The 15,630-nt window shown below is 74.2% G+C and carries 13 protein-coding genes; 3 read left to right on the plus strand and 10 right to left on the minus strand.

The features are described from left to right. Positions 1-8 precede the first annotated feature (8 nt). The 7 genes from HNP84_RS13035 to HNP84_RS13065 all read right to left on the minus strand — a co-directional run bounded on the left by HNP84_RS13035 (position 9) and on the right by HNP84_RS13065 (position 9,779). Entirely contained in the window at positions 9-1,367 is a 1,359-nt protein-coding gene (locus HNP84_RS13035) for a hypothetical protein (RefSeq protein WP_185049934.1), read from the minus strand. A 35-nt stretch (positions 1,368-1,402) separates the two neighbouring features. Continuing rightward, a complete protein-coding gene (locus tag HNP84_RS13040) occupies positions 1,403-2,413 on the minus strand; it encodes an ABC transporter permease (protein WP_185049935.1) in 1,011 nt (336 codons plus the stop codon). Then, the gene (locus HNP84_RS13045) at positions 2,410-3,939 is read right to left on the minus strand and encodes a sugar ABC transporter ATP-binding protein (RefSeq protein WP_185049936.1); all 1,530 of its coding nucleotides are present in this window, start codon (positions 3,937-3,939) and stop codon (positions 2,410-2,412) included. The genes HNP84_RS13040 and HNP84_RS13045 overlap by 4 nt, the downstream gene beginning before the upstream one ends. A gap of 33 nt (positions 3,940-3,972) precedes the next feature. Then, on the minus strand, positions 3,973-5,022 hold the full coding sequence (locus HNP84_RS13050) for a sugar ABC transporter substrate-binding protein (protein ID WP_221336209.1): 1,050 nt from the start codon (positions 5,020-5,022) through the stop codon (positions 3,973-3,975). Continuing rightward, positions 5,022-5,372, minus strand: a complete 351-nt coding sequence (locus HNP84_RS13055; protein WP_185049937.1) for an antibiotic biosynthesis monooxygenase family protein — start codon at positions 5,370-5,372, stop codon at positions 5,022-5,024. The genes HNP84_RS13050 and HNP84_RS13055 overlap by 1 nt, the downstream gene beginning before the upstream one ends. Positions 5,373-5,774: 402 nt before the next feature. Continuing rightward, positions 5,775-8,837 carry an MGH1-like glycoside hydrolase domain-containing protein gene (locus tag HNP84_RS13060; RefSeq protein WP_185049938.1) on the minus strand — a complete coding sequence of 1,021 codons (3,063 nt, stop codon included), beginning with the start codon at positions 8,835-8,837 and terminating at the stop codon, positions 5,775-5,777. Between the two features lie 147 nt (positions 8,838-8,984). Next, positions 8,985-9,779 (minus strand): CPBP family intramembrane glutamic endopeptidase, encoded by a 795-nt coding sequence (locus HNP84_RS13065; RefSeq protein ID WP_185049939.1) that lies wholly within the window; start codon positions 9,777-9,779, stop codon positions 8,985-8,987. Between the two features lie 156 nt (positions 9,780-9,935). On the opposite strand from HNP84_RS13065, the gene HNP84_RS13070 reads away from it, so the two are divergent. The 3 genes from HNP84_RS13070 (at position 9,936) to HNP84_RS13080 (ending at position 12,281) form a co-directional block, all read left to right on the plus strand. Continuing rightward, a complete protein-coding gene (locus tag HNP84_RS13070) occupies positions 9,936-11,399 on the plus strand; it encodes a sigma-70 family RNA polymerase sigma factor (protein WP_185049940.1) in 1,464 nt (487 codons plus the stop codon). Between the two features lie 12 nt (positions 11,400-11,411). Further along, entirely contained in the window at positions 11,412-11,738 is a 327-nt protein-coding gene (locus HNP84_RS51070; protein ID WP_221336210.1) for a hypothetical protein, read from the plus strand. 171 nt (positions 11,739-11,909) lie between these two features. Beyond that, positions 11,910-12,281: a VOC family protein gene (locus HNP84_RS13080; RefSeq protein ID WP_185049941.1), complete on the plus strand. Its 372-nt coding sequence runs from the start codon at positions 11,910-11,912 to the stop codon at positions 12,279-12,281. Positions 12,282-12,289: 8 nt separating this feature from the next. Here HNP84_RS13080 and HNP84_RS13085 read toward each other — a convergent pair whose 3' ends face one another. The 3 genes from HNP84_RS13085 to HNP84_RS13095 form a co-directional block, all read right to left on the minus strand. Next, complete coding sequence (locus HNP84_RS13085; RefSeq protein WP_246518111.1) at positions 12,290-13,498, minus strand: L,D-transpeptidase; 1,209 nt, start codon at positions 13,496-13,498, stop codon at positions 12,290-12,292. Positions 13,499-13,709: 211 nt separating this feature from the next. Continuing rightward, a complete protein-coding gene (locus HNP84_RS13090) occupies positions 13,710-14,531 on the minus strand; it encodes a family 1 encapsulin nanocompartment shell protein (protein ID WP_185049942.1) in 822 nt (273 codons plus the stop codon). A gap of 19 nt (positions 14,532-14,550) precedes the next feature. Continuing rightward, positions 14,551-15,624, minus strand: a complete 1,074-nt coding sequence (locus HNP84_RS13095; RefSeq protein ID WP_246518112.1) for a Dyp-type peroxidase — start codon at positions 15,622-15,624, stop codon at positions 14,551-14,553. Between the last annotated feature and the right edge of the window lie 6 nt (positions 15,625-15,630).

Consider the following 15,630-nt stretch of genomic DNA (forward strand, 5'->3'; position numbering starts at 1 on the left):
CCCCCCGCTCACGCGACCTCGTCCTCGGCCCGGCCGCCGGCGCGGACGATGACCCGGTAGGAGCCGCTGCGCAGGAACGACAGCGACAGGGCGCGGGAGGAGACCACGCGCTCGCTGCCCAGGCGGGCGCCGCTCTCGGCCACCAGGGTGAGGGCGCGCTGCTCGGCGACGGCGCGCCTGCGCTCCAGCTCGGCGGGGGTCTCGGCGTACACGACGGTGTCCACCCAGGCGCTCGGCTCGGTGCAGGCCGCGCCGACCGCGGCCGGTTCGCCGCCCGCGTCCACCAGCGCGGACGCCGGCGCCACCCGCCCGGCCACCTCGCGCGCCCGCGCCTGCGCCCCGTCGGGCCCCTCGCCGGCCTCGGCCGCCGTCACCACGGCGGCACGCGGGTCGTGCCCGGCCAGCAGCGCGAACGCGGCGGCGGCCGAGGCGTGGGAGCCGGGGATGCGGGTCAGCGATGCCCGGGGCACGGCCATGCGGACGCCGCCGGGGCCGGGCAGCTCGGTGGCGACGTGCGGCAGGCCGTCGCGTACCTGGCCGACCGCGAGCGCGTCGGCGTACGCGAGCCCGACGACGGCGTCGCTCACCCCGGCCAGGCGCACGGCGCCGGTCAGGGCGGCGGCGCCGGTGGCCGACAGGGCGAGCACGGGCAGCAGCCGCAGCCGCTCGGCGGAGATGCGGCCCCCGTCGCCGGCGACGAACCAGGCCGAGGTGCCGGGGCCGAGCTGCGCGGCGATCCGGCCGCAGCGCTCCACCACCTGCTCCACCCGGCCGAGCAGCGCCGCGTTGATCACGGTCGCGGCCTCGCGGTCGAGCAGCCCGAGCCCGCCGACCTGGTGCGACAGCGAGACGCGCAGCGCGGGGAAGGCGTCGCGGATCAGCTCGGCGGCGGCCAGCTCGTGATCGGCGCGGCCCGGGGCGCCGGTGGCGGTGACCGCGAGCGCGGCGAGCCCGTCGGCGTGCGCGGCGGCGGCGTGGCCGAGCAGGCCGTAGATGTCCAGGGCGGCCAGCTCCACGCCGAACAGGTCGTGCCCGCCGAGCACCGCGGTCTGCCGGCCGACGAGGGCGCGCAGCAGCGGGGAGGGGTGGCCGGAGCCGAGGCCGCGCGGGGACAGGCGGGGCAGCACGCGTACGGCGGCGACCGGCTCGCCCGCGCCCGCCGGGTCAAGCTCGGCGGAGACGTCCCAGGTCACCGAGCCGACCGGAGCGCCGCCGGCCAGGCCGCGCAGCGTGCGCACCAGGGCCCGGTCATCGCCCGCCCGGCAGGTCGCGTGGCGGACCAGCGGCACCCCGCCCGCGGCCCCCGTGCGCACGAGCGCCGCGGCGCGTGCCGTGCCGCCGGCCAGGCGGACGCCGATGCGTACCACGTGGGGCGGTCGTTCCTTTCCGGGGGGAGGGAGATCTAGGCTCTGCTGCGGCGGAGCAGGCGGTCGAAGCTCACCGCGCCGAGGATCAGCGCACCCTGGACGACCTGCTGGTAAATCGTATCCCAGCCCAGCAGGTTGAACCCGTTGCCGATCAGGGTGATCAGCAGCACGCCGATCAGGCCGCGCCAGATCGCGCCCTCGCCGCCGAGCACGCTGGTGCCTCCGACGACGGCCGCCGCGATGGCGGTCAGCTCCATGCCGGTGGCCATGCTCGCCTGCGCCGAGCCGCCGCGCGCGGCCAGGATCAGCCCGGCCAGCGCGGCGCACACGCCGCTGATCGCGAAGACCGCGACCCGGATCGAGCCGACCCGGATGCCGGACAGCCGGGCGGCCTCCTCGTTGCCGCCGATGGCGTACACCCTGCGGCCGAACGTGGTGCGCGCGAGCACGATCCAGCACACGGCCGCCACCAGCAGGAACAGCAGCGAGGCCGCGGTGATCCCGCCGAGTACGGTGGGCCAGCTCAGCGCCTGGAAGGCGGTGGCGACGTCCTCGGGCGGGTAGACGATCGCGCCCGCGGTGAGGATCACGGCCAGGCCGCGGTACATGATGCTCAGCGCGAGGGTCGCGATGAACGAGTGCACCTTGACCGTGACCACGACCAGGCCGTTGATCGCGCCGAGCACGCCGCCGACGAGCACCGCGGCGGCCATGCCCGCGGCCACTCCGGCGCCGCCGGTGACCACCACGGCCGTGATCGCCGACACGGCGAGCACCGCCGTGATGGACAGGTCGAACGCGCCGGAGATGATGACCAGCGTGGCCGCGCACGCGAGCAGGCCGACCACGGCGGCCTGGTCGAGCAGGTTGACCAGGTTGCCGGTGGTCAGGAAGGTCTCGGTGGTGAGCGACAGCGCGACCACGATCGCGACCACGCCCAGCACCACGCCGAAGTCGCGCAGGCGGGTGAAGCGGCCCGCGGCGGCCCCGCCGCCTGCTTTCTCCGCCGCTTCGAGCGCGGCCTCGTTCTCGGCGGTCGTCGTCATGGGCGTCCCTCCGGTGGGGTGGCGGGTGCAGCGGTTGGAGAGGGGGTGTCGGCGAAGGCGAGGGCGAGCACCTGTTCGCGGGTGACCTCGCCGCGGGCGAACTCGCCGACGACGCGGCCGTGCCGCATCACGAGTACGCGGTGCGCGAGGCCGAGGACCTCCTCGACCTCGGAGGAGACCATGAGCACGCCCATGCCGTCGGCGGCCAGGTCCACCAGCAGGCGGTGGATCTGGCTCTTGGCGGCGACGTCCACGCCGCGGGTGGGCTCGTCCACCAGCAGGACCTTCGGCCGGTCCAGCAGCCACTTGCCGAACAGCACCTTCTGCTGGTTGCCGCCGGACAGCGTCCACACCGGGCCGGCCAGGTCCGAGCCGCGTACGTCGAGGTCGCCGAGCATGGCGCCGGCCGCGCGGCCCTCGGCGCCGCCGCGCACGAAGCCGGCGAGCTGCCGCGAGCCCAGGCTGGCCAGGGCGATGTTCTCGCGCACCGAGCGGCCCAGCACCAGGCCCTGCTCCTTGCGCGACTCGGGCACCATCGCCAGCCCGGCCCGCATCGAGGCGGGCGGCGAGCCGGGCGGTAGCGGGCGGCCCTCCAGCTCCACCTCGCCGCCGTCGCGGTGGTCGGCGCCGAAGATCGCGCGCAGCGTCTCCGACCGGCCGCTGCCGACGAGCCCGGCCACGCCGACGATCTCGCCGGCGCGGATGTCCAGGGACACGCCGCGTACGGCGGCGCCGCGGCGCACGTCGCGGGCGCGCAGCACCACCGGCGCGGCCTCGGCCACCGGGGCGGGGTCGGGGAAGAACACGTCGAGGGGACGGCCGACCATGTGCCGCACCAGGCTGTCGGGGGTCTGATCGGCGGCCGGGCCGGTGATGACGTGGCGGCCGTCGCGCAGCACGGTCACGTCGTCGCACACCGACAGCACCTCCTCCAGGAAGTGCGAGATCAGCACCACCGCGGCGCCCTCGGCGGCGAGCTGCCGGATCACCGCGAGGAGACGGTCGGTCTCGGTCTTGGTGAGCAGCGCGGTGGGCTCGTCCATGCCGATGACCTTCGCCCCCGAGGCGAGCGCGCGCAGGATCTCGACCTGCTGCTGCGCGGCCAGCGGCAGGTCGCGTACCAGGGCGCCGGGGTCGAGGTCGAACCCGGTGCGCTCGGCCAGCTCGGCGAAGGCGCGGGCGTCGGCGGCGCGGGTGCGCCAGCCGAGCCGGTTGCGCCAGCGGCCGAGATAGACGTTGTCCAGCACGGTCAGCGCGGGCACCAGCGCCAGCTCCTGGGAGATCAGCGCGAAGCCGTGCCGCAGCGCGTCGCGGGGCGAGCCGATCGAGATCGGCCTCCCGTCGAGCAGGACGCGCCCGGTGTCCGGGGCGACCGCCCCGCACACCGCCTTGAGCAGGGTGGACTTGCCCGCGCCGTTCTCGCCGAGCAGCCCGTGCACCCGCCCGCCACGCAGGGAGAACGACACGTCGCGCAGCACGGGCACGCCGCCGTACGCCTTGCCGAACCCCTCCAGGTCGATCCTCACCAGCCGGCCCTCCCGGGTACGCTCACGCGGCGCCTACTCGTCGTACTCGCCCTGGACGTCCTTGAGGGCGTCCTTGGTGCCGAGGCCGCCGTTGGGGGCGAGGTCGGTCGAGCTGTTGGCCGCCGTGACGTCCTGGCCGCGCGCCTTGGCCAGGCCCAGCTCGGCCGCCTTGGCGCCCGCGGTCTTCTCCGGCAGGTAGTACGTGGCGAACCAGCGGCCCTCCTGGACCGCCCGCACGGCCTGGCGGGAGCCGCCGTTGCCGACGAACAGCACGTCCTTGCCCCCGGCCACGCCCTCGGCGCCCGCGATGGCCTGGGAGGAGCCGATGACGACGTTGACGTCGGGCTGCGACTGCAGCACGTCCTGCATCGCCTTGCGGCCGCTCTCCTTGGTGTAGCCGCCCTCGACCCGGGCCACCAGTTCCACGCCGGGGGCCGCCTCCAGGGCCTTGACCGCGGCGTCGGTACGGGCGTTGTCCAGCGGCAGGGACTTGAAGCCCTCCAGGTACGCCACCTTGCACGGGTTCAGCTTCTTGCTCTGGCAGGCGGCGACGCCCAGCTCGCCGAGCTTGCGCCCGTTGTCGGTGGGCACGTCGAGCAGCGTCAGCATGCCGGGCACCTGGGACTCGGTGGTGTCGTAGCGGGTGCCGACCGGGGTGAACTCGGCGACCACGGTGATCCCGGCGGCGACGGCCTGCCGGACCGCGGGCACCACGGCGGCGCCGTCGTTGGCCTGGACGATGAACACGTCGAAGCGCTTGGAGGTGACCGCGTCCTGGATCTGCTGCACCTGGGTCTGGGCGTCGAAGTTGGGGTCGAAGAACTCGGCCTCGGCGTCGTTGGCCTTGGCGTACTCCTCGATGCCGGCCCAGGTGGCCGCGGCGAAGGAGTTCGCGCGGGCGAAGCCGAAGAACGCGATGCGCTTGTGGCCGCCGGCGCTCGCCGAGGGCGCGCCCTCGGCCGTCGCGCCCGTGGTGCCGCCGGTCTCCGACCCGGGCGCGACGCAGGCCGCGCTCAGGGCCAGCAGCCCGGCCGCCATGATCCCGGCCGCGAGTCCGCGCCCGTACCTGTCCCGAATGCTCATCAGCCTGTCCCGCCTTCTCCGTTGTCGCCGCGACGGCGCCCGGCCTCCTGCACGATGCGGTAGACCCCGCCGCCCTCGCCCTCGCCCGGCCCGCCGTCCAGCAGCGCGCCCAGCTCGGCCGTGACGGACCGCCGCCATGGATCGTCCAGCCACTGCTGGTAGTCCGCCTCGCCCTCCCACGTGGCGATCACCACGTACGGCGCGCCGGCCTGGACCGGCCGGTGCAGCGAGGCGTCGAGGCAGCCCGGCAGCGAGGTGGCCCGTTCGAGGACACGGTGGCGGGAGAAGAACTCCTCCACGTCGCCGTCCTTGCCGGGAAGCGGCCGAAGTTGCAGAACGCTGCGGATCACGTGCTCCTCCGAGCGATAAACCGTCTGTTAACCCGCCGTCCCCCACGACGTGGAACAGACTGTAGAAACCGGGCTCGAACCGTCCTGTGCACCCGGCACAGCGCCGCATCCGGCCGCTGTGCCGTTCGTACATCTCCCGGCGTACACGGCCAGTCGTGCATCGGCCGTGGCGGGCCGCACGTGGGCACGCCGAAGCGCGCGCCGCCGGGGCGGCGCGCGCAGGAGAAGAAGCCGGACGCCCGGCTGTGGCGCGGACGTGCGGCGGAGCGGCGAGGCCGCACGGGCGGCCCCGCCGCCGTCACACGGCCCGGCCCCGCCGCCGCATCACGCGGCCCGGCCCCGCCGCCGCGTCACACGGCCCCGCCCCGCCGCCGCGTCACACGGCCCGGCCCCGCCGCCGGGTCACGTGGCCCGGCCCTCCAGGGCGGCGATGGCGATCGTGCCGGACGTGCCGCGCAGGCCGAAGCCGTACCGGAAGCCGGCGCGGGCCTCCGCGGAGCCGAGGGCGGCGCCGATGTGCGCCGAGCGCAGCCGCCGCCACGCGCCGTCGGTGTGGGCGAAGGAGGTGATGGTGTCGCCCGACAGCATCAGGGCGAACCGGTCGCCCGGCTTGAGGGTCAGGGCGGCGTCGCCCGGGGTGTCCAGGAACGCGCCGTTGATCCGCACGTTGATGCCCGACGCCTTTCGGGTGTGGTTGTACCACGCGGTGACGTAGTCGTCCGCGTCCTTGACCCAGCCCGCGAAGACGCTGTCCTCGGGGCTGCCGGTCCCGGCGAACGAGTCCACCGTCACCACGGTGAGCGCGTCGCCGGGGGGCAGGGGCGCGGGCCCGGCGACCAGGCCGAAGAAGGGCTGGTCGCCGCTGCCGGCGTACCGGCCGCCGCCGGCCGCGACCGACGGCTCGGCCTCCCCGCCGAAGGGCCGGTGGACGGTGTAGCGGGCCGAGGTGTCCTGCGGGAACGCGTCCTGGATGGCCACGGTGGGGAAGGCGGCAGGGTCGAGCGGCACGTCGAGCCGCGCGTACGCGCTCGCCGCCCGCGCATCGGCCGCGCCCGCCCGGTACGTGGCGAAGGCCCGCAGCGGGTAGGCGTCCGGGCGGGTCCCGGCGGGCGGCGTCACCCGCCAGCGCGCGCGGAACTCGCCCCCGGCCCGGACCACGCTCGCCTCCACGCGCCCGGCCGGCTCGGCGGACCAGCCCGGCGGCACGGCCAGGGTGGTGCGCACCCGCGTGACGGGCCGGTCGTCCTCGTTGCGGAAGACCGCGGTCACGGTGGCGGGCTCGCCGGGGCGGGCCGGCGTGGGCGTCTCGATCGGCGTCTCGATCGACAGGCGGGTGCCGGCCGCGGCCGGGGACCACGCCTGCAGCTCGGTGACGCCGACCCAGGCGCCCGCCGGGTTGCGGAACACCAGCCGGATCTTGGTGGTGGTCAGCGCCGGGAACGTGATCCGGTTCAGCGCCGCGCCCGCGGGCCGCTCCGGCGTGCGCACCTGGCCGGGGACCTCCCGCCACGCCGCGCCGTCCCAGTGCTCCAGCCGGTACGACGCGGGCGCGCGCACCCCGCCGCCGTCGTCGTAGGCGTGGAACCGCACGTCGCTCACCTCGGTCGGCACCCCGAAGTCCACCCCGAGGTGGTCCTCGGCGTTCGGCGAGCGGTAGTTCGTCCACCGGCTGTGCGGGATGTCGTCGTAGTAGATCCTCCCGTCCACGGCGTCCCAGACGTCGTCGATGCCGTTGGTGTAGGACGCGAACGGCCGGGGGTGGCCGGCGCCGTGCGGGTTGGCGGCGTCGTTGACCGGCCGGGGCTCGGCGCGCCGGGCGGGGGCGGCGGGCACGCGGGCGGTCAGCTCGCCCAGGCCGGGACGCGCGGCGACGGGCTCGCCGTCCACGTACAGCCGCAGGCCGGCGCCCTGGCCGTACCGGCTGCCGTCGCGGTCCCACAGCACCGTGACGTTGTGCCCGTGGTAGGGCACGTTCTCCAGCGCGAAGTGGTCCCAGGAGGCGGGGACCAGCGGGTTGACCACGACCGTGCCGCCGGGCTGCGGGCGCAGCCCGATCAGGCCGCTGATCACCAGGTCGGCGAAGGTGGAGTGGTTGTAGTGCTCGCTGTGCCCGCGCCCGTCGTAGATCCAGCGCGGCTCGTCGGGGTGGTGCGCCTCGGCGACGTACGGGCGGCCGTCCTTGTACTGGGTGAGCGCGTAGCCGCGCAGCACCCGGTAGTAGTCCTCGGCGGTGACCACCGGCTGCTCGGGGCCGTTGAGCAGGTTGGCCATGGCGGTCAGCGTGGTGGAGGTCGAGTAGGGCCAGCTCGGGCCGTTCCAGCGGCAGCATCCCCTCAGCGCGTCGCGCATGAAGTACGGGCTGCGCCGCTCGGCGGTCGTCGGGCCGTACGGCGCGGCGAACCCCTGCGGGTCGAGGAGCTGCGCCCACGCCTTCTCGGTGCCCGGGTTCGCCATGCCGAACGCCCAGGGCACGAACCCGATCTGCTCCCGGGTGGACGCCAGGCGCCGCTGCGGGTCCAGGTCGGCGCGGGCCTTGTGGTAGAAGAACGCCCGCTCGGGGTCCCACAGGTGGCGGTGCAGCGCGGTGCGCAGCGCGCCGGCCCGCCGCTCGAACGTCGCGGCCAGCGCCTTGTCGCCCTGCCGCCCGCGCATCCGGGCGATGGCGGCGATGGCGCGGGCGTCGCCGTACTGGTAGGCGTTCAGGGTCGGCCGGTAGCCGGCGCCGCCGTGGTAGGGGTCGGCGGGGTCGGTCTCGTAGGAGGACGCGGTGTACTCCATGGCGTCCCAGACCGGAACCGACCAGTAGAGACCGAGTTCTTTGTCGAACTGACCGCCCCACTTGTCGTACTGGCGGACCAGGTCGGGCAGCAGGTCCTCGACGAACCCGGCGTCGCCCGTGACCAGGTAGCGCTGGTAGGCGGCGTCGGCGGCCCAGAAGGCGTACTGGTGGGCCCAGTCGTCGGTGTCCTTGTTGACGTAGTCCTCCTTGGGCTTGGGCCCGGAGCCGGGACCACGCAGCCAGTACGTCAGGTAGTCGTCGAGCGGGCGGGTGTCGCGCAGCCAGCGGCCCTCGTACACGTGGTGGCCGGCGGCGGCGACGATGCCGCCGAGCGGCGCGGCGTATCCGGGGGCGTTGTGGAACTCGGTGATGATGTTCCCGGTCGCGGCGTCGGTGTAGCGGATGTGCCGCTTGTAGGTGCTCCAGCGGTAGTAGTAGACGTCCTGGATCTCCCGGTCGGGCACCTCCAGGAAGGGGATGTTCGCCTTGTACCACTCCGGCTCGGCGTAGCCGGCCAATGGCGCGTCGTGGTCCAGGAAGGCGGTGCCCCGGCCCACCTCGGGGTACGGGGCGGGGGCCGGGACCGCCGGCCGGGCGGCGGCCCCGGCGGGGGCGGCGGGGGTGAGGGCGGCGGTCGGCGCGACCAGCGCGACCAGCGTCGCGAGCGCCACGGCCGTGCGTCTCATGGTCACCTCAAACGTGCTCGGGGGGTGACAGGCGCCGGGCATGGCCCGGCCCGGTCAGATCCGATCGCTGCGGTGGATCGAATCTGACCGTTATTGCACAACTATCGACCACTCACGCGGGGAAGACAAGATCTGTACGGGGCGGGGTCACGGCAGCCAGGACACCCGGCCGCGCAGCGCGGCGTACCCGACGAACGCGACCACGTCGATCAGCGTGTGCGCGACCACCAGCGGCATCGCGCGACCCCAGCGCTGGTAGAGGCGGCCGAACACCAGCCCCATCACCACGTTGCCCACGAACCCGCCGAAGCCCTGGTACAGGTGGTACGAGCCGCGCAGCAGCGCCGAGACCGCGACGGCGCGCCAGGGCGACCAGCCGAGCTGGCCCAGCCGGTGCAACAGGTAGCCGGCGACCAGCACCTCCTCCAGCACCCCGTTCTGCGCGGCGGCGGCGATCAGCACGGGGATGCGCCACCACTCGTCCGGCAGGTCGCCGGCCACGACGTTCAGGTTGAACCCGGAGTAGTAGACGGCCAGGTAGAACGCCAGGCCGCTCCCGCCGATCGCCGCCGCGAGCAGCGTGCCGCGCAGCAGGTCGCGGCCCGGCTCACGCAGGTCGGCGCCGATCGTGCGCATCGACTCCCCGGAACGGGCGAGCAGGTACGCCACCAGCCCCACCGGCGCCAGCGCGATGGCGATGGCGACCAGTTGGAGCGCCAGATCCAGCCAGGGGCGGCCCGGCGCCCGCGACCCGACCAGCACCGCCTGCTGCTCGCCCAGCGCGCGCGGCGCGGTCAGCGCCCCGATGAACTGCACCAGCGCCCGCAGCGCGGACGCGCCGAGCGAGACGGCGAAGACGACCACGATCTCCGTGCCCGCGAGGCGGGGAGTCAGGCCGGACGGCAGCGAGGGGGCGGGGAGCCTGGTGACACCGGGACGCATGCCCAGAAGGCTAACGGGCCCGGCATACACCTCCGGTAAATGGCCCTCACCCGGGTTGACCGCATCGCGTGGAGAATCCCAATGAATTACCGGGATTACGCACCGCGTTGTGTCCTAAGGTTGCTGGGTGCGCCGACGCTCATCTGGATCCGCGTCATGACCGGCCCCGACGACGACGGCCTTGTGCCGGCCGACGCCGAGCTCATCCGCCTGACACGCGAGGGCGACCAGCACGCCTACTCCGAGCTGTACCGGCGGTACGCCGGGGCGGCGCGGGCGTGCGCGCGTTCCTTCGCCGCCGACCCGCACACGGTGGACGACCTGGTCGCCGAGTCCTTCGCCCGCGTCCTTTCCGTGCTCCGGCGCGGCAAGGGGCCTTCATCGGCGCTTTTCCCCTATTTACGGGCGACCATAAAGAATATCGCCTACGAATGGGCCTTCCTGAGCCGGCGCACGGTCCCGATCGGCGAGCACGGCGAGGAGGATCTCGGCTACACCGACATCGACTGGGCCTGGTGGAGCGACAACCAGCTCATCCGGCGGGCGTTCCAGAGCCTGCCGGCCCGCTGGCGCCTGGTGCTGTGGCGCACCGCAGTCGAGGGCGAGACGCCGTCGGCGCTGGCCGAGACCCTGGGCCTCAAGGCCAACGCGGTCGCCGCCCTGGCGGTGCGGGCCCGCGAAGGGCTGCGCCTGGCGTACCTGCGGGCCCACATCAACGCCGGCCACCGCCCCGAGTGCCGCGACCACGCCCTGCAGCTCGCCGCCCACGTCCGCCGCCCCCTGGGCCCCAAGCAGCGCCGCACCCTGGAGGCCCACCTGCTCGCCTGCGCCTCCTGCCGCCGCCTCGAGGCCGACCTGCGCGAGGTCAACAGCAGGCTCGGCGAACTCCTGGCCCCCCTCACCGTGGGCGCGGGCGGCGCCGGCGGCGCGGCCGGCCTCACGGCCTGGCTGTTCGGCGCCGCCCCCGGCGGCTGGCTCAGCGGCCTCGCCGCCGGCGTCGCGATCCTCGGCCTCGCCGGCGGCCTGGCCGGCGACCGCCCCACCGTCCCGGCCCCGCCCCTCCTCCCCGACCGGGGCGTCGAGCAGGGCACCCTCCCCCGCGACGACTCGGCGACGCGCGGCACGTACGACCCGATCCGCGGCGACCGTCCGCCCGTCCGCGACGCCGGCGACCAGGAACACAAATCCGAACGCCCATCCGACCCGGTCTCCCGGAAAGGACCCAAAGGCCCGAAGGAGCCCAGGAAACACCAGACCAACGACAATGCGGCGAACCCCGACCGCGGCAAACCCCTGGAACCCCCGGGCCAGGCCAAGAACAAGGACAAGTCCCCCGAAACCGGCAACGGAAATGGCAAGGGCAACGGGAATGGGAATGGGAATGACAAGGCGAAGGACCCGAAACAGGGCAAGAATCTCGGCCAGGGCCCCAAGACCGACCCGCCCCCGAAACCCGCCCCCGGCCCGAAGCACGACCCCGCCCCCGTCCCCGAGCCGAACGGCAACGCCAACGGCCTCGGCAACGGAAACGAAAACGCGAATGAAAACGGTAACGGAAACGGTAACGGGCATGGGAACGAGCACGGGAACGGCAAGGGCAACAGGCCGGGGAGCGGGTGAGCGCACGCGGCCATGACCGGCCCGGCCACCCCGGAAGGCGAGTTCGCCACCTGCGGCCAGAACCCGGTCAGCGGAGCACCCAGCGAGACGACCTTGGAGGCGGCCCGCCACCAGGCCCGCCGCGTCGTCGCCGTCACCGCCGCACTCAAGGCGCGCCGCGCGGACGCGGACCCGTGCCGGGCGTCCGCGACCGGCATGCCGCGGGGATCGCCCGGCGGGGACGGCATCCCGCTCGCCCGCCTGCACATGAAGGTGCGGCCGGTCACCCGGCCTGGCGGGTTCCGCCGGCGCCCACCGGGATCGCAGGCCGCCGAGCCGGTCGTCACAGACCCCGCTTGATCGCGTCTCATCCCCTCCCCCTGCCCCCAGGACCGGAGCCCGGCGGCTCCCGGCCCCCTGACGCCGCCCCGGGTGTGCGCCTCGGCACGGCAGGGCAGCATCAGCTCATATGCCCTGCCGGGCCCTCTTCGCAGGTCGCGGCGGGGCGGTCACGGGGGAAGGAGACGGGGCATGTTCAAGGACACCAGGGCGTACAGCGGGTTCGCGGTCAAGGACGTCGCCGAGGCGAAGCGGTTCTACGGTGAGACGCTCGGGATCGAGGTCTCGGAGGCGAACGGGATGCTGACGCTGCGCCTCGGCGGTGGCACCCAGGTGCTGGTCTATCCCAAACCAGACCATACGCCGGCGACGTACACGATCCTCAACTTCCCGGTGCCCGACATCGAGGCCGCGGTGGACGAGCTGGCGCGGCGCGGGGTGCGGTTCGAGCGGTACGAGGGCTTCGACATGGACGACAAGGGGATCGCGCGGGGGCAGGGGCCGGCCATCGCCTGGTTCACGGACCCGTCGGGGAACATCCTGTCGGTGCTCCAGGAGGGTTAGGCCGGGGGTCAGCCGTTGACCGGCTTGCCCAGCGCGCTGCCGGCCAGCCACTCGCTCCAGGACTTCGCCCACGGGGTCGGGCCGTTGCCGAACCGGAGTTTGCGCGAGGTGCCGGTGACCTCGATGATGTCGCCGCGGTTGGTGAACTCGTAGAACCAGCGGGCGTTCTCCGGGCTGGCGTTGACGCAGCCGTGGCTGACGTTGGAGTTGCCCTGGGCGTCGGTGGACCAGGGGGCGGCGTGGAAGAAGGTGCCGCTGTAGGTCATCCGGACGTTCCACTTGGTGGGGATGCGGTACTCTCCCGGGTTCCCGGTGGTGGCCGAGTCCATGATCATGTCGGCGACCTTCTCCTGCGCGATCATGATGCCGGAGTAGCTGTCGTCGCCGGGCTTGCCCAGGCTGACCGGGATCGTGCGGACGACCTTGCCGTTGCTGGTCACCACGGCCCGGTGCGTCTTGGCGCTGATCTTGGTGATGTGGCGGGGGCCGACGGTGAAGCGGAGTGTGCGGTCCTTGGCGCCCCACAGGTCCGCGCCGGCGCGCACCCCGGCGAGGTGGGCCACGACCGTGACCTTCTGGCCGGTGGGCCAGTACTCGCGCGGCCGGAACTGGACCTCCTTGTCGCTGACCCAGCTCCAGGCGCCCTCGACCGGCTTGGACATCCTCACCTCCAGCGCCCGCTCGATCGCGGCGCGGTAGCGGCGGGAGCGTACGGGCTGGGAGAGCAGGAGCTGCACCGGCATGCCGACGCCGACGGTCTCGCCGTCCAGGGGGGCCATGCCGCTCTCCAGCTTGCGCCGGGGCTTGAGCGTGGTGAAGGTGGCGGTGCCGGTGACCTGCTCGCCGTCGGTGCCGGTCGCGGCGGCCCGGACCGTGTACGTCGTGGAGGGGCGCAACGTCCAGCGGGGCCGCCAGGTGCCGTCCTCGGCCAGCGTGCCCTTGACCTGCCTGCCCTTGGCGTCGGCCACCGTGACGGAGTCGAGCCTGCCCCCGGTCACCTTGACCGCGACGGGCGTGTCGGGGGCGACCTTCTCGGTCCCGTCGGCGGGGGTGATGGCGAGCCTGGCCACCGGCCCCGTGGGCGCCCGCTCCTCCCCCGCGCCGCCGCCCGGCGCACCCGGTGCTCCCGGTGTTCCCGAGGTGCAGGAGGCGGTCAGCAGCAGCGCCGCGGCGAGCACGCCCGCGGCGGCGCTGGTCATGGTCCGGCCGTTCGTCATCAGAGGGAACCTCCCACCTGCGACACGTCCTGACATGTCCACTTTATGCGAGTTATAGAGAGGATTTACGCAACCGTGGGGTGACATGGCACCACTACTGTCCCGGCCACGCGCCCTCATGCACGCGGTCACCTGCCGGGCACGATCGGCCCGGCGGCCTCCGCGGCGCCGGGCCGGCGGCCGGCCGCGAAGGCGCCGGTCTCCCCGCGAGTTAGTCCTGCTCGCGCGGCGACGGGGCCGCGGTCAGCGCGACGGCGGCCTCTCCCGTGTAGACCTGGAAGGTCAGCGACTCCTGCAGGTACAGCTCCACCGTGGCGGCGTCGTGGGAGAGGTAGCCGATCGACAGGTCCTGGCCGAGGTGCAGCGCGTAGTCGCCGCCCCGGGTGGACAGCAGGAACGCCCCGTCGATCGCCGGCGCCCAGATGATGTCGCCGTCGATGACCCGGGTCAGGTGCTCGTGGATCGGGTAGCCGTGGTCAGAGGTCTCGTTCACCGCGGTGTACGCCTCGGCGCTCAGCGCCAGCGAGTACGGCCCGGCGACGCCGGCCAGCCGCAGCGCCGAGACGGCCTGGCTGATCGTGTTGGGATACGCGCGCACGTCGGCGGGCAGGGTCAGCGCCGGGTTGGTGGCGGCGGCGCGGATGCCCTCGATCCCGGCGGCGGCGTAGCCCTCGAAGATCGCCCGGTCCTCGGCGAAGGCGATCTGCCGGGCGGCGTCCTTGACCGGCTGCCAGTCGGCGTCCTTCGCGCCGCGCTCCACGTCGTCGATCTCACGCCGGTCCAGGGTGAACGGCACGCGCAGCTCGACGAGCGGCAGCGCGCGGCGTACGTGGGAGACCACGCCGGGCGCGGGCGGGTCGATCGGGTCGAGGCGGCCGGTGCCGACCGCGGCCAGCTCGACGCCGCCGGGCTCGGGCACGTCCACCAGCCTGCGGCCGGCGAGGTGCCTGCTGAAGGTGCGCCGCGCCTCCTCCTCCAGATCGGCCCAGGCCGCCGCGGAGATGGGGGCGAGTTCGCGGTGCAGGTTGTTCATTGCTTGCGGGCTCCTACTCTCACTTCGCCGGCTTCAGGTCGCCGATGCCCAGCGACCCGTCGTACGTGGGGACGTCCACCGCCCCGGCCGCGGGCGCGGCGGGCGGGCCGGGCGGGTCGTCCAGGAAGTCGGCGGACGGGACGTAGAACAGCGACCCGGTGACCGCCGTGGAGAAGTCGAGCAGCCGGTCGTGCCCGGTCCCGGGGCGGCCGAGGAACATGTTGCGCAGCATCTCCTCGGTGACCGCGGGGGTGGCGGAGTAGCCGATGAAGTAGGTGCCGAACTCCCCGCGCCCGGGGGCGCCGAAGGCCATGTTGTCGCGCAGGATCTGCCGCTCGGTGCCGTCGGGGCCGACGATCGTGTTCAGCGCGACGTGGGAGTCGGGGGGCAGGACGTCGTCGGCCAGCTCGATGTCGGCCAGCTTGGTACGCCCGACGGCGCGCTCCTGCTCCTCCACGCTCAGCGTGTTCCACGCGGCCAGGTCGTGCAGGTACTTCTGCACGATGACGTAGCTCCCGCCCGCGAACTCCGGGTCCTCCTCGCCGACGATGACGGCGGCGCGGGCGGCGGCCCCCGTCGGGTTCTCGGTGCCGTCCACGAAGCCGAGCAGGTCACGCTGGTCGAAGTACTTGAACCCCTGCACCTCGTCCTGGACGGTGACCGCGCCGCCGAGCCGGTTCATGATCTGCGTGGCCAGCTCGAAGCACAGGTCCATCTGCTGGGCCCGGATGTGGAACAGCAGGTCGCCGGGCGTCGCCGGGGCCCGGTGCCGCTCCCCGGCCAGCTCACGGAACGGGTGCAGCTCGGCGGGCCGCGGCCCGGCGAACAGCCGGTCCCAGGCGTCGGAGCCGATCCCGGTCACGCAGGTCAGCCCGGCCTGCGGCACCCGGAACCCGACCGACCGGACCAGCCCTGCCAGGTCGGGCAGCAGCTCGCGTACGACGGGCTCCCCGCCGGGATCGACCGTCACGACGAGGAAGATCGCCGAGCTGGTCAGCGGCGCCAGCACCTCCTGCGGAGTGACCTCGCGCATCCCGATCCCCGCCCTCCCCTCCAGGCCCCGCAAGCCCGTACGCCCGCCGAGTGTAGTCATCCCCGG

It is taken from the genome of Thermocatellispora tengchongensis (assembly GCF_014202315.1).
Taxonomy (GTDB): domain Bacteria; phylum Actinomycetota; class Actinomycetes; order Streptosporangiales; family Streptosporangiaceae; genus Thermocatellispora; species Thermocatellispora tengchongensis.